The 19,133-nt window shown below is 66.6% G+C and carries 19 protein-coding genes; 12 read left to right on the top strand and 7 right to left on the bottom strand.

The annotated features are described in order from the left end of the window. Positions 1-6 precede the first annotated feature (6 nt). The 5 genes from AC1Q6P_RS09990 to AC1Q6P_RS09970 all read right to left on the bottom strand — a co-directional run bounded on the left by AC1Q6P_RS09990 (position 7) and on the right by AC1Q6P_RS09970 (position 5,448). Positions 7-951 carry an ABC transporter permease gene (locus tag AC1Q6P_RS09990; RefSeq protein ID WP_171827684.1) on the bottom strand — a complete coding sequence of 315 codons (945 nt, stop codon included), beginning with the start codon at positions 949-951 and terminating at the stop codon, positions 7-9. Positions 952-1,002: 51 nt separating this feature from the next. Further along, positions 1,003-1,980: an ABC transporter permease gene (locus AC1Q6P_RS09985; RefSeq protein WP_102766153.1), complete on the bottom strand. Its 978-nt coding sequence runs from the start codon at positions 1,978-1,980 to the stop codon at positions 1,003-1,005. Between the two features lie 279 nt (positions 1,981-2,259). Continuing rightward, positions 2,260-2,916 (bottom strand): DUF3047 domain-containing protein, encoded by a 657-nt coding sequence (locus tag AC1Q6P_RS09980; protein ID WP_492663763.1) that lies wholly within the window; start codon positions 2,914-2,916, stop codon positions 2,260-2,262. Between the two features lie 238 nt (positions 2,917-3,154). Continuing rightward, the gene (locus tag AC1Q6P_RS09975; protein ID WP_492703165.1) at positions 3,155-4,240 is read right to left on the bottom strand and encodes a porin; all 1,086 of its coding nucleotides are present in this window, start codon (positions 4,238-4,240) and stop codon (positions 3,155-3,157) included. Positions 4,241-4,443: 203 nt separating this feature from the next. Further along, positions 4,444-5,448 (bottom strand): porin, encoded by a 1,005-nt coding sequence (locus tag AC1Q6P_RS09970; protein WP_492663761.1) that lies wholly within the window; start codon positions 5,446-5,448, stop codon positions 4,444-4,446. A gap of 404 nt (positions 5,449-5,852) precedes the next feature. Between AC1Q6P_RS09970 and coq7 the strand changes: the two genes are divergently transcribed. Continuing rightward, entirely contained in the window at positions 5,853-6,470 is a 618-nt protein-coding gene (gene coq7, locus AC1Q6P_RS09965; RefSeq protein ID WP_492663813.1) for a 2-polyprenyl-3-methyl-6-methoxy-1,4-benzoquinone monooxygenase, read from the top strand. A 93-nt stretch (positions 6,471-6,563) separates the two neighbouring features. Here the strand turns inward: coq7 and AC1Q6P_RS09960 are convergent, their stop codons facing one another. Beyond that, positions 6,564-6,986 (bottom strand): OsmC family protein, encoded by a 423-nt coding sequence (locus AC1Q6P_RS09960; protein WP_102766149.1) that lies wholly within the window; start codon positions 6,984-6,986, stop codon positions 6,564-6,566. Positions 6,987-7,440: 454 nt separating this feature from the next. Here AC1Q6P_RS09960 and ilvA point away from each other — a divergent pair, with 454 nt between their 5' ends. Continuing rightward, positions 7,441-8,970 (top strand): threonine ammonia-lyase, biosynthetic, encoded by a 1,530-nt coding sequence (gene ilvA / locus AC1Q6P_RS09955; RefSeq protein WP_394341017.1) that lies wholly within the window; start codon positions 7,441-7,443, stop codon positions 8,968-8,970. 126 nt (positions 8,971-9,096) lie between these two features. Then, positions 9,097-10,200 carry a nicotinate-nucleotide--dimethylbenzimidazole phosphoribosyltransferase gene (locus AC1Q6P_RS09950; RefSeq protein ID WP_102766147.1) on the top strand — a complete coding sequence of 368 codons (1,104 nt, stop codon included), beginning with the start codon at positions 9,097-9,099 and terminating at the stop codon, positions 10,198-10,200. Positions 10,201-10,224: 24 nt separating this feature from the next. On the opposite strand, the gene AC1Q6P_RS09945 is transcribed toward AC1Q6P_RS09950, so the two are convergent. Next, a complete protein-coding gene (locus tag AC1Q6P_RS09945) occupies positions 10,225-10,836 on the bottom strand; it encodes a hypothetical protein (protein WP_492663760.1) in 612 nt (203 codons plus the stop codon). 92 nt (positions 10,837-10,928) lie between these two features. On the opposite strand from AC1Q6P_RS09945, the gene gspG reads away from it, so the two are divergent. The 9 genes from gspG to gspD all read left to right on the top strand — a co-directional run bounded on the left by gspG (position 10,929) and on the right by gspD (position 19,132). Beyond that, positions 10,929-11,360 carry a type II secretion system major pseudopilin GspG gene (gene gspG / locus AC1Q6P_RS09940; RefSeq protein WP_492663759.1) on the top strand — a complete coding sequence of 144 codons (432 nt, stop codon included), beginning with the start codon at positions 10,929-10,931 and terminating at the stop codon, positions 11,358-11,360. A 10-nt stretch (positions 11,361-11,370) separates the two neighbouring features. Then, the gene (locus AC1Q6P_RS09935) at positions 11,371-11,817 is read left to right on the top strand and encodes a pilus assembly FimT family protein (protein WP_243392659.1); all 447 of its coding nucleotides are present in this window, start codon (positions 11,371-11,373) and stop codon (positions 11,815-11,817) included. Further along, on the top strand, positions 11,814-12,200 hold the full coding sequence (gene gspI / locus AC1Q6P_RS09930) for a type II secretion system minor pseudopilin GspI (RefSeq protein WP_171827692.1): 387 nt from the start codon (positions 11,814-11,816) through the stop codon (positions 12,198-12,200). Before AC1Q6P_RS09935 ends, gspI begins: the two co-directional genes overlap by 4 nt. Further along, a complete protein-coding gene (locus AC1Q6P_RS09925) occupies positions 12,200-12,925 on the top strand; it encodes a type II secretion system protein GspJ (protein WP_492663758.1) in 726 nt (241 codons plus the stop codon). The genes gspI and AC1Q6P_RS09925 overlap by 1 nt, the downstream gene beginning before the upstream one ends. Beyond that, complete coding sequence (gene gspK / locus AC1Q6P_RS09920; RefSeq protein WP_492663757.1) at positions 12,922-13,923, top strand: type II secretion system minor pseudopilin GspK; 1,002 nt, start codon at positions 12,922-12,924, stop codon at positions 13,921-13,923. The genes AC1Q6P_RS09925 and gspK overlap by 4 nt, the downstream gene beginning before the upstream one ends. Positions 13,924-14,086: 163 nt before the next feature. Further along, a complete protein-coding gene (gene gspL, locus AC1Q6P_RS09915) occupies positions 14,087-15,421 on the top strand; it encodes a type II secretion system protein GspL (protein ID WP_492663756.1) in 1,335 nt (444 codons plus the stop codon). Further along, positions 15,418-15,933 (top strand): type II secretion system protein M, encoded by a 516-nt coding sequence (locus AC1Q6P_RS09910; protein WP_102766139.1) that lies wholly within the window; start codon positions 15,418-15,420, stop codon positions 15,931-15,933. The genes gspL and AC1Q6P_RS09910 overlap by 4 nt, the downstream gene beginning before the upstream one ends. After that, a complete protein-coding gene (locus tag AC1Q6P_RS09905) occupies positions 15,930-16,862 on the top strand; it encodes a type II secretion system protein N (RefSeq protein ID WP_492663755.1) in 933 nt (310 codons plus the stop codon). Before AC1Q6P_RS09910 ends, AC1Q6P_RS09905 begins: the two co-directional genes overlap by 4 nt. Before the next feature lie 2 nt (positions 16,863-16,864). After that, positions 16,865-19,132: a type II secretion system secretin GspD gene (gspD, locus tag AC1Q6P_RS09900; RefSeq protein ID WP_492663754.1), complete on the top strand. Its 2,268-nt coding sequence runs from the start codon at positions 16,865-16,867 to the stop codon at positions 19,130-19,132. The last annotated feature ends 1 nt before the right edge of the window (position 19,133 follow it).

Here is a 19,133-nt window from a genome sequence, read left to right as displayed (position 1 = left end):
TGCAATTCAACGCAGGCGGGGATTGAGCGCATCGCGCAACCAGTCCCCCAGCAGGTTCACCGACAGGGCGATCAGCACCAGCATGGCGCCGGGCCAGATGGTGATCCACCATTCGCCGGAGAACAAAAAGTCGTTGCCCACACGGATCAAGGTGCCCAGCGAGGGGCTGGTCGGCGGCACGCCGACGCCCAGGAAGGACAGGGTCGCTTCGGTGATGATGGCCGAAGCCACCTGGATGGTGGCCAGCACCAACACCGGGCCCAGCACATTGGGCAGCACATGGCGGCGCATGATGCGCAGCGGCGTGACGCCGATGACGCGGGCCGCCTGCACATACTCCTTGTTGCGCTCGACCATGGTGGTGCCGCGCACGGTGCGTGCGTACTGCACCCAGCCGGTCAGCGAGATCGCCAGGATCAGCACCAAAAAGGCCAGGGTGTCGTGGGCATTCGGGAACATGGCCCGGCCGACTCCGTCAATCAGCAGCGCGATCAGGATGGAGGGGAAGGACAGCATGACGTCGCACACACGCATGATCAGCGCATCGACCTTGCCGCCGACAAAGCCCGCCAGCAGGCCCAGGCCCACGCCCATCACCATGCTCAGCAGCACCGAGGCCAGGCCGACGAAGAGAGAGATCCGGGCGCCGTACATCAGGGCCGAGAGGATGTCGCGGCCCTGGTCGTCGGTACCGAGCAGGTACTTGCTGCTGCCGCCTTCCATCCAGGCCGGTGGCAGGCGTGAATCCATCAGCTCCAGCGTGGCCAGATCGAAGGGGTTGTGCGGCGCGACGAACTCGGCAAAGACGGCGCAGAACACGCAGATCAAGGCGATCACGGCCGCAGCCATCGCCACCGGCGAGCTGCGGAAGGAGTACCAGACATCGCCATCAAAAAAGCGCTGCAGCGCATTCGGCGCGGCAGGCACGGGCGGGATGGAAGCTTGGCTCATCGGGTCGAGTCTTCTCTGAAATCAAAGGTCAAGCAGGGCGGCAGGGCCGGTTCAATGTGCTTTGCCCTGGGTGCGCAGGCGCGGGTCGACGGCGAAGTACAGCAGATCCACCAGCAGATTGATGCTGACGAAGATGAAGGAGATCAGGCACAGATAGGCAGCCATGACCGGGATGTCGGCGAACTGCACGGCCTGGATGAAGAGCAAGCCCATGCCCGGCCACTGGAACACCGTCTCGGTGATGATGGCGAAAGCAATCAGCTGGCCCAGCTGCAGGCCGGTGATGGTGATCACCGGCACCAAGGTGTTCTTGAGCGCATGGCCGAAATACACGGCCTGGTTGCTCAGGCCGCGGGCGCGGGCGAACTTGATGTAGTCGGTGCGCAGCACCTCGAGCATCTCGGCCCGCACCAGGCGCATGATCAGGGTCAGCTGGAACACCGACAAGGTGATGGCTGGCAGCAGCACATGTCGCAGGCCGTCGGCCGTCAACAAGCCCGTGGTCCAGCTGCCGATCGCAAGCACATCGCCGCGCCCAAAGCTGGGCAGCCATTTGAGCCAGACCGCGAACACCAGGATCAGCAGGATGCCGATGAGAAAAGTCGGCAGGGACACCCCCAGCAAGGACAGCATCATCAGCAGCTGAGAGCTGGCCTTGCCGCGCCGCAAGGCGGCATAGACCCCGAGCGGGATGCCCACCGACAGCGCAATCAAGCCGGCCACCAGGGCCAGCTCCAGCGTGGCCGGCAGGCGCTCGGCAATCAGGTCCGAGACCTTGCGGCCCTGGCGCAGGCTCAAGCCAAACTCGCCCTGCACCGCATTGCCCACAAAGCGGGCGAACTGCACGGGAAACGGCGCATCCAGGCCCAGGTCGCGGCGCAAGGCCTCGCGTTGCTCTTGCGTGGCATCCTGGCCCAGCAGGTTGGTGACGGGATCGCCCACATACTGGAACAGCATGAAGGACACGCAGGCCACCGTGAGCATCACGATGAGAGACTGGACCAGGCGGCGGAGGATGAAAACTAGCATGTCGGTAGGTTCGGTTGGCGGCCTTGGCAAAGGCGGACCCCGACACGGTCTGTCAAGAGCTTGGCGCTCCCCCATGCATGAATCGGCCTCTTCCGGGCACACCCTGCCCCGGTTCGGTCTGTGATTGGAATGAATACCGATGAAGCCACCACCCGCCACCGGGGCAGTTGCGGCCTCAAGGTCGCGCCATCATGGCGAAGAGCGCATCAGACCACAAAGGGGAAAGTCCCGATGCGCCGTGCATGCGGCGTCCCGCCGCATTGCGCTTTGTAGAGGCGCTCAGAACTGCAAGCTGCCCGCCAATGGCTGTTGCTCAGCCCCCAGAAGCAAGATATCGCCGTAGCAGGCCTCGGAACGGCTGCGCGTGTTGTCGGCGTCGGTCATCATGGCCATGGACACCAAACGGCCGGGGGCCTCGCCAAAGGCGCGCTGAAAATCAGCGCGCAGATCCCGGCGCAAGTGCTGCCAGGCGGGCGTGCGCTTGAAGCCACCCGAGCCCACCACGATCTTGCGAATGCGGTCGCTGCGCGCACTGACAACCACGGTCTCCGGTGCGGCGCTGGCATCCCAGACATACATCAAGGTGGCGTAGGGCGGAGCCTCGCCGGTCAGGGTGCGAACCAACTCGAATTGCATGCGGTTCGCCAGCGAGAGCCGAGACTCGTCCCCCGCAAACCCGAGCAAGAGGCGCGCCGGTGCGTCATCGGTTTCGGGAGCCTGGACCGTGGCCTTGGGCGAATGTTCACCAATCCAGACATCGAACTTCAACTGCTCCACATGTTCTGGCGCCAGGTCGAGACTTCGACGCCAGAGGCTGACCGACTGGCGAGCCTGGGCCAGCACGCAATCACGACCATCACGTTGAACAAAGGAGTAGGCCGTGGACCGCTTGCCCGGCAGGGGGCGCGGCGACCAGTCGGCAAGCAGCTCGGGCATGGCGGGGGCTGCGGCCTCCACCGCTTCTGACCGCTCCGACTCCATCGACGGACTGTGGGCACAGCCAGCCATCACCAAAGCCAATGCAGCACCGCATGCCCGCAACTGCCAGGTCGATCGCTCACCCATGATTTCCGTCGCCATCACCGCACCTCTTTCTCAACGATCCTGCCACCCGCGGCCGCTGAAAAAGAAAAAAGGCCGCACGAGGCGGCCTGGATTCAAACACAGATCGGGCTCAGAAACGGTGACGGATGCCACTGCTGAGGCCCACGCGTGTCTTGGCCGTGTTGTCAAAGGCCACAGCGCCGCCCAGCTTTGAGTAATCCGCCTCGAAGTACACATCGGTACGCTTGGAGAAGGCGTAATCCGCCACGGCTGCCACAAAGCCAGCCTTGCTCTCGCCACTCAGGCGATGGTGGCTTTGCTTGGCGTACCAGGCTTGCAAGCCCAGATTCAGCTCCTTGCTCATCTGGTAGGTAAAGCCGGCGGCCATCATGTCGCGCTTCTTCACATCCAGGCCTGCCGCATTCAGGCGGCTGCTCGGGCTGACGGTGTAGTTGGCGGTGTAGGCCGCCTGCAAAGCGTCGGTCCCGAAGTCGAACTTGTTCTGTCCGAAGGACAGATTGAAGTACAAGGGCCCGGCGGTGTAGGCGCCGCCCACCGTCAAGCCACGCACCTTGCGCCCAGCCGTGTCCTTGACCTCCAGCACACCGGCGCCCAAAGCCAACTCATCCTTGGCATAGCGCAACATGCCGCCCAGGGTCTTGTCCGGCGAGGCACCTTCCCCGGCGCCGATCTGAAGTTCGCCTCGGAACGGGCCCGCCTCCGCCAGGTACTTGACCATATTGCTCTGGCGTCCAGCCATGGCCATCACGGTCTCAGGGCGGAAGATTTCAATATAGGGCGAGTACTTGAATGAGGAATACGTGCTGGTGTAGACATCGAACAGCACGTTGTACTGACGCCCCACGGTCAAGCGACCATAGTCCTTGGACTCCAAGCCCACCCAGGACTGACGCCAGAATTCAGCAGCCGTCTGCGTGCCGGTGTCGGAATTGAGACGATGCTCCAAATTGGCAATGGCCTTCAGGCCGCCACCCATGTCTTCGGTGACGTTGATGCCAAGTCGGCTGTTGGACATACCGCCGGGAATTACTTGCGACAGGGAATCCCCCTTGCTGGCAGCCGTGGTCCCTGAGTTGGTCGTGTAACGAACACCCACATCGAGGATGCCATACAGGCTCACGCTGGATTGAGCCCAGCCAGAGGACGAGAAAGCGGCCAGCAGGCCCAGGACCACCGCAGTCTTCTTCTTCATCATCGTTGTCTCCTTGTAGTGAACGTCATGTGACGACAAAACCATTCTGTGCGAATGACACCCACCAAGCGAGCCTGCTGTTGCGACCCTCCTACAAGCGCAAACCCTCCCATCCTGCGTCAGGCATGCGCAAGCTTGCAGCGTCCGAAAACAAAAAAGCCGCCCGAAGGCGGCTTTCAGATCAAGCTTGCTTTCGCACGCTGGGATCAGAAGCTGTGACGCACGCCGACGTCGAAGCCACCCGAGCCACCGCCAGCAGCCACGGTCGGGGTGTTCAGCACGCCAATCTTGCCAGCACCCTTGTTCTCAATCTTGGACACCGTGGTGTACAGCGCAGTGCGCTTGGACAGGTTGTGGATGTAGCCCGCCGACAGATGGGTTGCATCGTATGCAGCCTTCAGTGTTTCAGCAGCGCCGTTGGCATCAGCCTTGGTCCACGAAGCCCAGACATTGCCGGCACCCAGAGGAGCGGTCACAGCAGCAGTGATGATGGTCTGCTTGGCGGCGCCGAACTTGTTGGTCGAGAAGGTCAGCGAAGGCTTGGCGACGCCCAGGTCGTACGAACCACCAAACGAGCTCAGCTTGTACTTGGTGCCCACGCCAGCTTGCAGGAATGCAGCGCTGACATGCAGAGGGCCAGCGGCATAACCAGCACGGCCGCTGAATGCCTTACCAGCGTTGTTGCCTTCACCAGCAGCCACATCAGCAGCGCCGTAGAAGCCACCCAGATTGCCAGGCAGCGAGTACGACACCATATTGTCGAAACGAGCCACGCTCACGCCGCTGCCCAGGGTGCTGTACAGCTGGTTGGCCTTGCCCAGGCCGGTGGTCGAGGTCGGGTCGAAGGCTTCGATGTGCAGTTGAGCGACCGACTTGTTGCGACCCAGACGCACTTCACCGAACTCGCCGGCCAGGCTCACGGTGGCACGGCGGCCCCAGAAGCGATCCTTGTCAGCGGTGCCAGCGTCAGCGTTCACGGCGCCTTCCAGCCAGAAACCAGCCTTCAGGCCGCCGCCCAGGGCCTCTTCACCGCGCACGCCCAGGCGGCTGCTGGTGTTGCCATCGGTGGCCAGGCTCTTCAGGGTTTGGCCGTTGGCCTTGGTGTAGCGAGCGGCCACGTCGATCACGCCGAACAGGGTCACCGACGATTGGGCCGATGCCACGCTCGCGAACGAACCCAGGACTGCCAGTGCAACGATAGATTTCTTCATTCGATACTCCACAAAAAATAAGTCAGGCCTTGCTTGAGAGCTCGGCCTCGCTAAAAAGACGCCTCCAGGTTGGACCTGCCAACCTCCTCGCGTGGGATCTGGAGCTTCCGACTCCATATTCAAGTCGTGCGCTCCGAAAAAGCCCGCTGCGCCAACCCCCTGCAGCGGAAGTTGCCGTATTACACAAGACCTTGAGATCCCCGGAACACCTCGGACTGTCATATTCAGGGTTTGCGTTGTTGACACACAACGAGAAAGGCTGTTCACAAACTATTCATAAATGCTTTCTGACAAGCCCCGAAGGATCAGTCTGCGCCACTCCTCATTAAACTGCGGGTCCGCTCCCCAGAGGTTCCATGTCCGCTTCGTCACGCTCTTCATCCGCCGCCGACCGCCTCTCGCCGCTGGACCGCTTGCTGGTCAGCGTCGACCATGGCATGCGCACAGTGTTTGCCCAGGCGCGCGCCGGTCGCCCATCGCCCGCCCGTGACTGCGAACCAAGGGCACTGAGCCCCGAAGATACCCGGCTCGCGGGCGCCCTGATGCGGGTCAACCATGTCGGCGAGGTCTGCGCCCAGGCGCTGTACCAATCGCAAGCCCTGTTCAGCCGCGACCCGGCGCTGCGCGAGCACTTCAAGGCCGCCGCTCAGGAGGAAGTCGATCACCTGGCCTGGACCCAGCAGCGCCTGGACGAGTTGGGCAGCCACCGCAGCCACCTCAACCCGCTCTGGTACGGCGGTGCTTTTGCCATCGGCAGTCTTGCCGGCCTGATCGGCGATCGCGTCAGCCTGGGATTCGTGGTCGAGACCGAACGCCAGGTCGAGCAGCACCTGGCCTCACATCTGGAAGATCTGCCGGAGGCGGATCACGCTTCTCGCGCCATCGTCGCGCAAATGAAGCTGGAAGAGGCCCGCCATGCCGATGAAGCCCAGGCCGCAGGCGCGCTGCCCTTGCCGGCGCCGGTTCAGCAGCTGATGCGCCTGGCCGCGCGCGTCATGACCCGCACGGCCCACCACATCTGATCCATTCGGATCCGTGAGGCTCTGAAATCGGCCCCGCCCAGGTTCGGGAGCCAAGGCGACGCCAGGATGTCGTTCCAGAGCTCCCGTGCCGGCTCAGACCTCGACGAGCTCGACCGAGGTGGTCATGGCCGCCGTCTTGCCCAGCATGATGCTGGCCGAGCAGTACTTTTCGTGCGACAGGGCGACAGCCCGCTCTACCGCCTCCTGCTTCAAACCCCGGCCGCTGACCACGAAGTGCATGTGGATGGCGGTGAAGACCTTGGGGTCCTCTTCAGCCCGCTCGGCCTTGAGCTGCACCTGGCAGCCCCGCACATCGTGGCGGCCGCGCTTGAGGATCAGCACCACATCGTAGGCCGTGCAACCGCCGGTGCCGGCCAGCACGGTTTCCATCGGGCGCGGCGCCAGGTTGTGACCACCGCCTTGCGGCGCGCCGTCCATGGTCAGCATGTGACCGCTGCCGGTCTGTGCCACAAAGGCCATGCCATCGGCGCCCATCCAGTTGATCGTGCATTCCATCTTGTGTGTGCTCCAAACGAAAGTGGCGAGCCCAGCCGACTTTGCACTAGAGCTCTTGGACTAATTAAAGGCGCCAGAAATATTGCACCGCAGCAATTGCTGCAGCTAAAATTCTAGCCACGCGATCCCCTTGCGCGCAGCCGCCCGGCGTCAAAACCCTGGCCTGCTGCAGATTCAAGCCTCGGGCTCTCGCACCGTTTGTCTCCTCCACCGCCTCCATGGTGGATTCAACCCGAGCTTGCAAAAGCTCGGGTTTTTTTTGGCCTCTTGCGAGCCAAACAGCGCCGAAATGATGCTGAAACCCGCCTGAACCGGGCTGGGGCTGACCCTCGCTTATCATGTTGCGCCGCAACAGATTTGTATCGGAGACCTCATGGCCGGCCCCGCCCGCACGCTCAAAAGTGGCACCCGCCACGCCCGCAAACCCGCCGCCAAGACCATGGCCGCGGCCGGCATGCCCGACCTGATTCCCTCCGACAACAGCTATTTGCAGCGCATTCTCAATGCGCGGGTCTACGAGATTGCCAAGGAAACCTCGCTCACCCCGGCCAAGAACCTGAGCAAGCGCCTGGGCAACAAGGTCTACCTCAAGCGCGAGGACGAGCAGCCGGTGTTCAGCTTCAAGCTGCGCGGCGCCTACAACAAGATGGCGCACCTGAGCGCCGAGCAACTGGCGCAAGGCGTGATCTGCGCCTCGGCCGGCAACCATGCCCAGGGCGTGGCGCTGTCGGCCAAGAAGCTGGGCTGCCGCGCCGTGATCGTGATGCCGGTCACCACGCCCAAGGTCAAGATCGACGCGGTGCAAGGCCATGGCGGCGAGGTGGTGCTGTTCGGCGACAGCTTCAGCGACGCCTACGGCCACGCCCTGGAGCTGGAGCAGGCCCAGGGCCTGACCTTTGTTCACCCCTTCGACGACCCCGATGTGATCGCCGGCCAGGGCACCATCGCCATGGAGTTGCTGCGCCAGCACCCCGGCCCGATCGACGCCATCTTTGTCGCCATCGGCGGCGGAGGCCTGATCTCCGGCGTGGCGGCCTACATCAAGGCGGTGCGCCCGGAGATCAAGGTCATCGGCGTGCAAACCAAAGATTCCGACGCCATGGTGCGCTCGGTGCGCGCCGGCAAGCGGGTGCAGCTCAGCGATGTCGGCCTGTTCTCGGATGGCACGGCCGTGAAGCTGGTCGGCGAAGAGACCTTTCGCATCACCCGCGCCCTGGTTGACGACTTCGTGCTGGTGGACACCGATGCGGTCTGCGCCGCCATCAAGGATGTGTTCGAAGACACCCGCAGCATCCTGGAGCCCGCCGGTGCCCTGGGCGTGGCCGCCGTCAAGCAGTACACGGCCAGCCATGGCTGCAAGGGCCAGACCTTCATCGCCATCACCTGCGGCGCCAATATGAACTTCGACCGCCTGCGCTTTGTCGCCGAGCGGGCCGAGGTGGGCGAGCACCGCGAGGCCCTGTTTGCCGTCACCATCCCTGAGGAACGCGGCAGCTTCAAGCGCTTTTGCGAGCTGCTGGGGCCGCGCAGCGTGACCGAGTTCAATTACCGCATCTCGGATTCGGCCCAGGCTCACATCCTGGTCGGCGTGGCCACGCAAAAGCGCGAGGAAGCGGCCAAGCTGGCACGCGCCTTCGCCAAGGGAGGCTTCGACGCCCTGGACCTGACCGACAACGAGCTGGCCAAGCAGCATGTGCGCCATATGGTCGGCGGCCGCTCCGAGCTGGCCCGCAACGAGCGGCTCTACCGCTTCATCTTCCCCGAGCGACCGGGCGCCCTGATGCGCTTTCTGTCCACCATGCACCCGGACTGGAACATCAGCCTCTTCCACTACCGCAACCAGGGCGCCGACTACGGCCGCATCCTGGTCGGCATCCAGGTGCCGCGCGGCGACAATGCGGCGCTGCGCGACTTCCTGGCCTCGCTGAACTACCCTTTCGAAGACGAGAGCAACAACCCGGTCTACCAGCTCTTCCTGCGCTGACGCGGGGCCGCCCCACCCCGGCCCTGGCGCCCCAAAAAGGCGCAGGGCAAGTGCGGATGCCCCGGCCGGCCCGCAGGCCCGACAATCCAGCGCCCGCACCCGCCCAGGGTGAGCTGAACACTGCCCATGTCCCTGAACCAGTCCCTGATCTCGCCCACCGCCAATCCCGAGCTGGAAAAGGCCTTGCGCGACCGCGTCGACCGGCATGCCGCCATTGCCGGCGGCCTGGGCGAGCTGGAACCTTTGGCGGTGCGCTTGGGCCTGGTGCAGAACTCCCTGACCCCGCGTTTCCGTGACCCGGTGCTGGCCTTGTTCGCCGCCGACCATGGCCTGGTGGTGGACCGCATCGGCCAGCAATGGGGCCGCAGCACCCGGGAGCAAGCACAGCTGGCCCTGCAGAACCGCCTGCCGGTTTCGGTGTTCGCCCGCCTGCAGGGCCTGCAACTGGCCGTGGTCGACTGCGGCATTGCCGAATCGCTGCCGCCGCACGCCCGGCTGATGGCACGCAAGATCGCCCACGGCACCCGCAACACCCGCACCGGCCCGGCCATGACGCTGGAGCAAGCCCATGCTGGCGTGCGCGTGGGCATGGAGATCTCAGACAACCTGCCCGGCAATGTGCTGGCCTGCGCCAGCATGGGCCAGGGCTCGGCGGAAAGCGCCGCCCTGGTGCTGTCGCGGCTGATGGACCTGCCCGTGCGCGAGTTCGTGGTCTCCGGCCCCGACATGCGCCAGGACGAGCTCAACCACATCCTCGGCGTGCTGCATGCCGCGCAGGCGCGGCACCGCGAGGTCAGCGATCCGATGGAGGTGCTGGCGGCCTTCGGCGGCTTCGAGCTGGCGGTGATGATGGGCGCCATGCTGGTGGCCGCGTCCAAGCGCCACCTGATCATCGTCGACGGCATCACCGCCTGCGCCGCGCTCAAACTGGCCGCGCGCATCGCCGCACCGGTGACCGATTACGCCGTGTTCTGCCGCAGCCATGTGCACCGCGGCCTGGACGAAGCCTTGGCCACCTTCCATGCCTCGGCCCTGCTCGAGCTGGGCATGGACAGCGCCGATGGCACCGGCGCCACCCTGGCTTGGCCCATGATCCGCGCCGCGGCGGCCTTGCTGACCGATCTGCACGATCTGGCCGAAGCGCGCCCGCCAAACACCGGCAGCGGCGTCGATTCCTTGAGCGGCGGTGTCTACCGCGACAGCGGCGGCGATCCGCGCCTCAGCGCATGATGTGAAACGGCCAGTGGCCGGCGCTCAGCGCGTCGGCAGACCGTTCGCGTCCACGCCATTGTGCTGCTGCAATGGCTGCGGAGAGCCCGGCGGAGGCGGTGTCGGTCGGTAAGGCGGCTGACCGGGCTGGCTGTTCTCGCCCAGGACATGTGGCTGCCCCCCGATGACGGTGGGCGACACCTGGGCGGTTGGCAGGCTGCCGGTGGCAGCCGGCAGAGGCGGGGCGAGATTCAAGGTCAAGGTGACCGCCCCTCCCTGCCCCAGCTGGGCCGAGCGCGCGTCGACTGCGAGCAAGCGCAATTCACCCTCCAGCACCGCACCGATGCGCACCGTGCGCGGCACACCGTCCACGGCGATCAGGGCCACGCCCTCACCGGCCTGGCTGGCTTGCAGGCTCTTCGGTGCCACCACGCCGAGCAGGCTGAAGCGGCTCTCGGCCACCGGCGGCGCTTCGGCCGCCGCCACCGGCGCGGCACCAAGCAAACGGGTCAGGTCCGCACCAGCGCTGCGCTGCTCGACCACCGCCAGAGCGTGCGCCGGCGCCGACAAGGGTTTTGCCATCAGCTGGATCAGCCAATAGACCGCGGCGCAAGCCAGCAAACCCCAGACCAGAAAAGCCATCATTCGTGCAAGCATGAGGCGATTATGATTCAAGCGCTTTAACGAGCCGAGGCCCCGCGCCCCGGTGCTAACCCTTCTCTTCACCACGCAGCCCGTCACGTTCACACATGAATACAACGAACTCTCGCCGCCTCGCCCGGGGCTTCACCCTGATCGAGATCATGGTCGTGTTCCTCATCATCGGGCTGATGGGTGCCCTGATCGTGCCCAATGTGATGGACCGCCTGCATGAAGCCAAGGTCACGGCCGCCCGCGCCACCATCAACGATCTGATGCAGCAACTCAAGCTCTACAAGATCGACAACGGTCGCTACCCCAGCGGCGAGCAAGGCCTGGAATCCCTGGTGCGCAAGCCCACCACCGGCACGCCGCCGGCCAACTGGAAGCCCTACATCGACAAGCTGCCGCTCGATCCCTGGAAGAACCCCTACCAGTACGCCAACCCCGGCGTGAAGAACGAGATCGACATCTACAGCTTCGGCGCCGACGGCCGCACGGGTGGCGAAGGCAATGATGCCGACATCGGCTCCTGGCAATAAGCAGCCCTCGTTGCGCACCCGGCTGCAGCACGGCTTCACGCTGATCGAGTTGCTGGTGGTGGTGGCCATGGTGGCCATCGCCTCGGCCGCCGTCAGCATGGCCGTGCGCGACCCGGCCGAGGCCCAGCTCGAGCGCGAAGCCGAGCGCCTGGTCGCCCTGTTTGAAACCGCGCGGGCCGAAAGCCGCACTGCCGGCATCGACGTGCAATGGGCGCCCTTGCAGCAGGACGCCCGCGACCATTTCCGCTTCGCCGGCCTGCCCCCCACCATCCAGCTGCCGCGCCGCTGGCTGGGCGAAGGCGTGGCGGTGCAGATCGCCAATGCCCGCAGCGTGCGCCTGGGCCCTGAGCCCATGATCGGGCCGCAGCAGTTGCTGCTGACCCTGGGCTCCAAACGTCTGCTGCTGAGCACCGACGGCCTGGCGCCCTTCACCGTCAGCCCAGCGCCAGCGCCATGAAGCAGCGCCTCCAGCGTAGCCAATTCGGCCGCAACGCCGGCTTCACCCTGATCGAGGTGATGGTGGCCCTGGTCATCGTCGCCATCACCCTGGCAGCGGGCGTCAAAGCTGCCGGCGCGCTGACCGACAACGCCAGCCGACTGCGCGAGATGAGCGCCGCCCAGTGGTGTGCCGAGAACCAGCTGACCGAGCTGCGCCTGGGCAAGCAATTCCCCGGCATCGGCGACAGCGAGTTTGCTTGCGAACAGTTCGGCCAGAGCTACCGCGGCCGCCTGGTCGTGCGGCCTACGCCCAACCCCAACTTCCGGCGCGTCGATGCCCTGGTCAGCGCCGATGGCGAGCACAACCTGCTGACCATCTCCACCATCATGGGGCGCTTCTGATGCCGCGCCTGACGCCAAGCCTGAGCGGACGCGGCTTCACCCTCATCGAGGTCATGGTCGCACTTCTGATCATGAGCCTGATGTCGGTGATGGCCTGGAGCGGCATCAACGGCCTGCTCAAAAGCCGCGAAATCGCCCAAGCCCATCTCGACCACAGTGCCCGCCTGCAAACCGTGATGGCACAGTGGGAGGCCGATCTGCGCGCCGTACAGGACAGCGGCGCTGCCCCGGCCCTGACCTTCGATGGCGCCGCCCTGCGCATGACCCGCCAGCAGCCCCTGGGCATGCAGGTGGTGGTGTGGAGCTTGCGCGAGGGCCGCCTGCTGCGCTGGGAAGGCCCGGTGGTGCAGAGCAGCACCGAGCTGGGCGACAGCTTCGAGCGCAGCGCACGCCTGCAGCCGCAAGACCGCGGCCAGTTGCGCACCCTGGAAGGCGTCGGCGGCTGGCAGCTGTATTTCTACCGCGGCAATGGCTGGAGCAATGCCCAGTCCAGCGATGACTTCAGCAGCGAAGCTGCGCCCCCCATCGCCCCGCCGGCATCGGGGAACGGCAATGGCAAGGGCGAGGGCAAAGCTGACGGAAAGGGTGACGGGGCCAACAAGGACGACAGCGGCCCCAAACGACAAATTCTGCCCAGCGGCGTGCGCATGGTGCTGGACTTCGCGCCCGACAGCGGCTTCAACGGCAAGCTGACCCGGCAAATCATCCTGGGGCCGCAGTCATGAGTCGCCCCCGCACGACACGGCAAGGCGGTGCCGCCTTGCTGACCGCCATGTTGATCGTGACCCTGGTGGCCAGCCTGGCCTCGGCCATGGTCTGGCGCCAGTACCGCGCGGTGCAGATCGAGGCGGCCGAGCGCGCACGCGCGCAATCGGCCTGGATTCTGCAAGGCGTACTCGACTGGGCCCGCCTGATCCTGCGCGAGGATGCACGCGCCAACCTCAACGAGCCGGTTGACCACCTGGGCGAGGTCTGGGCCGTGCCCCTGGCCGAAGCCCGCCTGTCCACCTTCCTCGCGGCCGATGCCAACAATGCCGAAGACAGCGGCCCCGAGGCCTTTCTGTCCGGCAGCCTGCACGATGCCCAGGCCCAGTACAACCTGCGCCACCTGCTCGGTGGCACGGAGGTGCCGGCGCAGGAGCAACGCGTGCTGGAACGCTTGTGCGACAACGTCGGCGCCCCGCCCGGCACCGCGCAGACCCTGATTCGCAAACTGCGACTGGCGGCCGATGCGAGCAACAAGGATGCCAGCAAGACCGCCAGCGCCGACAGCAAGAACCCGCCGCTGCCACCGCGCAACCTCGAGCAGCTGGCCTGGTTCGGCCTGACGCCGGAAACCATCGAGCGCCTGCGCCCGGTGCTGACCCTGCTGCCCCAGAACACCCCGGTCAATCTGAACACCGCGCCGCGCGAGGTGATCGCCGCCCTGTTCGACGGCATGGACCTGGCCTCGGCCGAGCGCCTGGTGCGCAGCCGCCAGAACCAGCCGCTGAAGAAGGTGCAGGACGCCAGCAGCTTCTTCCCCGGCACCGTCACGCTGAGCTCGGAGCGGGTCGATGTGAAGTCGTCCTACTTTCTGGTCAAGGGCCGGCTGCGCCTGGACGAGCGGGTGCTGGAGGAACGCGCCCTGGTGCAGCGGCGCAATCTGGACATGCTGGTGGTCGAGCGGCAGCGCGTCAACCAGGTGACCTCGGCCGCCACACAGCCGGGCCGCCGCTCCTGAAGGCGCCCAAACACCGCGCTTGGAATCTGTCAAAGCCCGCATTCCTGGCCCGATAGACGCAAGCCTCAGAACCTCAGGTTTTATAGAGATAAGCGCTAACTGATTGATTCCACATGATCCCGCAAAATACGCCACCTAGAATGCGCCAGGCCACCCTGACTCCATGAGTACCCTGCTCCTGTTTCTGCCCCCGCGCAGCCGCTTGCATGCCCAAGGCCGCCCGGCCACGACCGTGGACGGTTTGGGCCGCGCGGCCACCCTCGGCCATGGCGCCAGCGCCGCCGGCCGCGACTTCGACTATGTGCTCAGCAGCGATGGCCGCGAGCTCAGCGAACAAGGCAGCCTGCCGGCGGCACAGCTGCCCCATGCCGACACCGTGATCGCCATCCCGGCCGAATCGGATGTCTCCTGGCAGCGCGTCACCCTGCCGCGCGCCGGCCGGCAGATGCGCAGCGCCCTGGCCGGCCTGCTGGAAGAAAGCCTGCTGGACGAGGCCGAGAGCCTGCATTTCGCCATCGAGGCCGACGCCCAGGGCGGTGACCTCGCCTGGGTGGCCGTGTGCTCGCGCGCCTGGTTGCAGCAACAACTGGCCGTTCTGGACGCGGCACAGATCGTGGTCGACCGCATCTGCCCGCTGAGCTGGCCCGACAGCCCGCCGCGCGGCCATTTCTACAGCACCGGCCAGGAGTTCAGCCCCGTGGCCCTGCGCTGGAGCCACCCCGAGGGCGTGACCAATCTGCCGCTGGAAGGCAGCCTGTCGCGCCAGCTCTTCCCCGCCACCCTGGTGCAAAGCTCGCAGTGGAGCGCCGCGCCCGAGGTGGCCGCCGCCGCCGAGCATTGGCTGGGCACGGCCGTCACCCCGCTGAGCCCGGCGCAACGCGCCCTGGCCGTGATCGACTGCCCCTGGAACCTGCGCCAGTTCGAGCTGGCGCCGCGCACCCGCGGCATCCGTGCCCTGCGCCAGTTCTCGCGCGGCCTGATGCGGCGTCAGTGGCGGCCGGTGCGCATCGGCCTGGCCGGCCTGGTGGCCGTGCAGCTGCTGGGCCTGAACCTGGTGGCCTGGCAGCAGAACGCCCAGCTCAAGGCCCGGCGCGCCGCCATCACCCAGACCCTGACCCAGACCTTCCCGCATGTGCGCGCGGTACTCGACGCGCCGGCGCAGATGCAGCGGGAGATCGACGGCCTGCGCGCCCTGGCCGGCCGCAGCGGCGACAAGGATTTCGAAACCCTGCTGGCCGCCGCCGCGACCGCCTGGCCGCAAGACCGCGGCCCGCTGGACAGCCTGAGCTTTGAAGCCGGCCGCCTGCAGCTGTCCAGCGCTGGCTGGAGCGAGGCCCAGATCCAGCAATTCCGCAGCCAGCTGCGCAGCGAAGGCTGGCAGCTGGAAAGCGGTGAAGGCCAGCTGACCCTGAGCCGCCTGCCTGCCGATGCTCCCAGCAACCCGGCGGCGGTTCGCAACGCCCTCTCCACCCAGGCCGTGCCCGGGCCCAAGACATGAGCTTCGACAAGAAACCCTCCGCCCTCGCCGGCCTGCAAGCCCAGGCCCAGGCGCAGTGGCAGCAGATGGGCGAGCGCGAGCGCCATGCCGCGCAGCTGATCGCCCTGCTGCTGGGCCTGGCCCTGCTCTGGTTTGTGGCGGTGCAGCCCGCCTGGCGCACCCTCAGCCAGGCGCCGGCCCAGGCCGAGAGCCTGGAGCGCCAGCTGCAGGAGATGCAAGCCCTGGCCCAGGAAGCGCAAGAGCTGCGCGCTGCCCCGGCCGTGCCCGCCGCCCAGGCCACACAAGCCTTGCAAGCCGCCAGCGAGCACCTGGGCCCGGCCGCCCGCCTGCAGATCAACGGCGACCGCGCCGTGCTGATGCTCAACGGTGTCAGCAGCGAAGCCCTGCAAGCCTGGCTCGGTGAGGCGCGCAGCGCCGCCCGCGCCCGGCCGCTGGAGGCCAAGCTGCAACGCGGCCCGCAGGGCTTCAACGGCAGCATCGTGCTGAGCCTGCAAGGAGGCTCGGCGCCATGAGCCTTTCGCTGAAATTCGGCCGCAACAAGGCCAGCGCTGCGAACAGCGAGGGCGCTTCCGCCAGCGGCCCGCTGAGCCACTGGCAGGACAGCCCCAGCCAGGACTTGCAGAACAAGCGCAGCCGCCAAGGCCTGCCCCGGCGCTGGAGCATGGCCGGCGCCCTGCTCGGCGCCAGCCTGGCCCTGGTGGCCTTCGCGCCGGCCAGCTGGTTGGCGCGCGGCCTGGCCGCGGCGAGCAACGACCATGTGCTGATCACCGACAGCCGCGGCAGCATCTGGAACGGCAGCGGCGTGCTGGTGCTCAGCGGTGGCGCGGGCAGCCGCGACGCCGCCATCCTGCCCGGCCGCCTGCGCTGGACCATGGGCTTCAAAGGCCTGGGCCTGGCCCTGAATGCGCGCCAGGACTGCTGTCTCAACGGCGAGCTGCAGCTGCTGCTGCGCCCGGGTTGGGGCCGCTTCGAGCTGGCCGTGGCCAGCGGCGGCGACTGGCTGGCGCGCCTGCCGGCCGGCCTGCTCTCGGGCCTGGGCACGCCCTGGAACACCTTGCAGCTGGGCGGCTCGCTGCGCCTGAGCGCACGCGATCTGCGCCTGGAATGGGTGAGCGGGCGCTGGCGCCAGTTCGGCCAGCTGGACCTGGATCTGCTGAACCTGTCCTCCCGCGTCTCGACCCTGGCGCCGCTGGGCAGCTACCGCTTTTCGCTCAGCGCCCAGCCGGTGGCGTCCGGTGAAACCGGCGGCGGCACCAGCCAGATGAGCTTGAGCACGCTGGAAGGCGCGCTGATGCTGAACGGCCAGGGCACGCTGACGGCCGGCAAGCCGCGCTTCACCCTGGAGGCGACCGCCGCCCCGGGCCGCGAAGCGGCACTGAACAACCTCCTGAACATCATCGGCCGGCGCCAAGGCGCACGGTCCGTCTTTTCGATCGGATGAGCATGAACGACGACAAGCGAGCGCGCATCGCGTCCCGGGGACGGCAAGCTGGCGTCTCCCTTCTGACCCTGGCCCTGCTGAGCACACCGACCCTGAGCCCCGCAGCGACCCAGAAGCCGCGCGGCAGCGGCCCGGCCGTCAAGGCGCCGACGCCGGTGACCCTGAACTTCGTCAACGCCGACATCGAGGCCGTGACCCGGGCCATGGGCGTGATGATGAACCGCCAGTTCATCATCGACCCGCGCGTCAAGGGCCAGATCACGGTCTACAGCGAGCAGCCGGTGACGCCGCGCGAGGCCTACCTCAACTACCTGGCCGCACTGCGCGGCCTGGGCTTCACCGTGGTGGAAAGCGCCGGGCTGTGGAAGGTGGTGCCCGAGGCCGATGCCAAGCTGCAAGCCGGCTCGGTGGCCGTGGACAGCAGCAAGGAGCGCGGCGACCAGATCCTGACCCAGGTCTACCGCCTCAACTTCGAGAACGCCAACAACCTGGTGGCGGTGCTGCGCCCGCTGATCAGCCCCAACAACACCATCAATGCCAACCCGGGCAACAACAGCCTGGTCATCACCGACTACGCCGACAACCTGCAGCGCCTGGGCCGCATCATTGCGGCCATGGACACGGCCGGCGCCACCGACATCGAGCTGGTGCCGCTCAAGCATGCCGTGGCCGCCGATCTGGCGCCCCTGGTGCTGCGTCTGACCGAGGGCGGCAATGCTGCCGCCGGCGCCCCGGGACAGGGCGGCAGCGGCAACGTCAATGTGGTGGTGGACCCGCGCAGCAATGCCCTGATCGTGCGCGCTGCCAACCCGGCCCGCCTGGCCTACACCAAGGGCATCATCGCCAAGCTGGATCAGCCCTCGCTGGACAACAACCCGGCCGGCAATATCCGCGTCGTCTACCTGAAAAATGCCGATGCCACCAAGCTGGCCACCGTGCTGCGCGCCGCCTTTGCAGCCAATGGCGGCGGAGCGAGCGGCAATGCCAGCGGCAGCAGCGGCGCCAGCGGTGGCTTGAGCGGCCTCGGTGGCGCCGGTGGCCTGGGCGCTGGCAACCTCAGCGGTGCGCAGCAGGCTGGCATGGGCAACAGCAGCGGCAACACCGCGTCGGCTGCGGCCACCACGCCGGTCAGCGCCTCGGCCGGCCCCTCGACCGGCGGCTTTGTGCAGGCCGACCCGTCCACCAATGCGCTGATCATCACCGCACCCGATCCGCTCTACCGCCAGATCCGTCAGGTCATCGACCAGCTCGACGGCCGCCGTGCTCAGGTCTATGTCGAGACCCTGATCGTCAAGGTCGACGCCAGCAAGAGCGGCAACTTCGGCGTGCAGTGGCAGAACCTGTTCGGCAACAAGGGCGACAGCAACATCACCGGCGCCGGCACCAACTTCGGCAGCGGCCCGGGCAACATCATCCAGGGCACGGCCGCCCTCTTCGGTGGCACCAATGCCATCGCCAGCGTGGTCAAGGATGTGCCCACCGGCCTCAACGTCGGCGTGCTGAAGAAGTTCGGCGAACGCTACACCCTGGGCGCCATCGCCAACTTCCTGGAAGCCGAGGCCGGCGCCAATGTGCTGTCGACGCCGAATCTGGTGGCCCTGGACAACGAGGAAGCCAAGATCGTGGTCGGCCGCTCGGTACCCTTCGTGACCGGCTCCTACACCAACACCGGCAGCGGCAGCAGCACCGGCGCGGTCAACCCCTTCCAGACCTACGACCGCAAGGACGTGGGCATCACCTTGCGCATCCGCAGCCAGATTGGCGAGGGCGGCACGGTGCGCATGACGGTCTACCAGGAAAACTCCTCGGTGGACCCGACCACCAAGGCCGACACCAGCGGCCCCTCGACCGAGAAGAGCTCGATTGAAACCACGGTCTCGGTGGACGATGGTCAGATCCTGGTTCTGGGTGGCCTGCTGAAGGACGAGTTCGCCGACAGCGAGGGCCGCGTGCCCGGCCTGGGCAGCATCCCCCTGATTGGCAATCTGTTCAAGAACACCGGCCGCAGCCGCGTCAAGACCAATCTGATGGTGTTCCTGCGCCCGGTCATCATGCGCAGCCAAGACGCGGCCGACCGCATCACCATGGACCGCTACGACCACTTCCGCACCTTGCAGGAATCGGTCAAGCCCGAGCCCAAATTCGCCCTGCCGGACACCGGCACGCCGTTGCTGCCGGCCAATCCCACCGCACCCATCGGTGCGACCAAGGAGTCACCCATGGGCGCAACGAAGCCGCCCGCGGGTGCTGCTGAGAAGGTGGGCCCGTGAG

Source organism: Roseateles sp. GW835-FHT13E02, assembly GCF_058794035.1.
Note: the sequence above shows the minus strand (reverse complement) of the source record. Positions and strands in the feature narration are given on the sequence as shown.

Excerpts from the sequence above, each read along its gene's own strand:
- AC1Q6P_RS09960 (WP_102766149.1), bottom strand. The coding sequence starts at position 6,986 with ATGGAATGCACGATCAACTGGATGGGCGCCGATGGCATGGCCTTTGTG.
- AC1Q6P_RS09990 (WP_171827684.1), bottom strand. The coding sequence starts at position 951 with ATGAGCCAAGCTTCCATCCCGCCCGTGCCTGCCGCGCCGAATGCGCTG.
- gspI (WP_171827692.1), top strand. The coding sequence starts at position 11,814 with ATGAAGCAGCGCCTCCAGCGTAGCCAATTCGGCCGCAACGCCGGCTTC.
- AC1Q6P_RS09925 (WP_492663758.1), top strand. The coding sequence starts at position 12,200 with ATGCCGCGCCTGACGCCAAGCCTGAGCGGACGCGGCTTCACCCTCATC.
- ilvA (WP_394341017.1), top strand. The coding sequence starts at position 7,441 with ATGCCCGACCTGATTCCCTCCGACAACAGCTATTTGCAGCGCATTCTC.
- AC1Q6P_RS09985 (WP_102766153.1), bottom strand. The coding sequence starts at position 1,980 with ATGCTAGTTTTCATCCTCCGCCGCCTGGTCCAGTCTCTCATCGTGATG.
- AC1Q6P_RS09975 (WP_492703165.1), bottom strand. The coding sequence starts at position 4,240 with ATGATGAAGAAGAAGACTGCGGTGGTCCTGGGCCTGCTGGCCGCTTTC.
- gspL (WP_492663756.1), top strand. The coding sequence starts at position 14,087 with ATGAGTACCCTGCTCCTGTTTCTGCCCCCGCGCAGCCGCTTGCATGCC.
- AC1Q6P_RS09950 (WP_102766147.1), top strand. The coding sequence starts at position 9,097 with ATGTCCCTGAACCAGTCCCTGATCTCGCCCACCGCCAATCCCGAGCTG.
- AC1Q6P_RS09905 (WP_492663755.1), top strand. The coding sequence starts at position 15,930 with ATGAGCCTTTCGCTGAAATTCGGCCGCAACAAGGCCAGCGCTGCGAAC.
- AC1Q6P_RS09980 (WP_492663763.1), bottom strand. The coding sequence starts at position 2,916 with ATGCCCGAGCTGCTTGCCGACTGGTCGCCGCGCCCCCTGCCGGGCAAG.
- gspG (WP_492663759.1), top strand. The coding sequence starts at position 10,929 with ATGAATACAACGAACTCTCGCCGCCTCGCCCGGGGCTTCACCCTGATC.
- AC1Q6P_RS09945 (WP_492663760.1), bottom strand. The coding sequence starts at position 10,836 with ATGCTTGCACGAATGATGGCTTTTCTGGTCTGGGGTTTGCTGGCTTGC.
- gspD (WP_492663754.1), top strand. The coding sequence starts at position 16,865 with ATGAACGACGACAAGCGAGCGCGCATCGCGTCCCGGGGACGGCAAGCT.
- AC1Q6P_RS09970 (WP_492663761.1), bottom strand. The coding sequence starts at position 5,448 with ATGAAGAAATCTATCGTTGCACTGGCAGTCCTGGGTTCGTTCGCGAGC.
- gspK (WP_492663757.1), top strand. The coding sequence starts at position 12,922 with ATGAGTCGCCCCCGCACGACACGGCAAGGCGGTGCCGCCTTGCTGACC.
- AC1Q6P_RS09910 (WP_102766139.1), top strand. The coding sequence starts at position 15,418 with ATGAGCTTCGACAAGAAACCCTCCGCCCTCGCCGGCCTGCAAGCCCAG.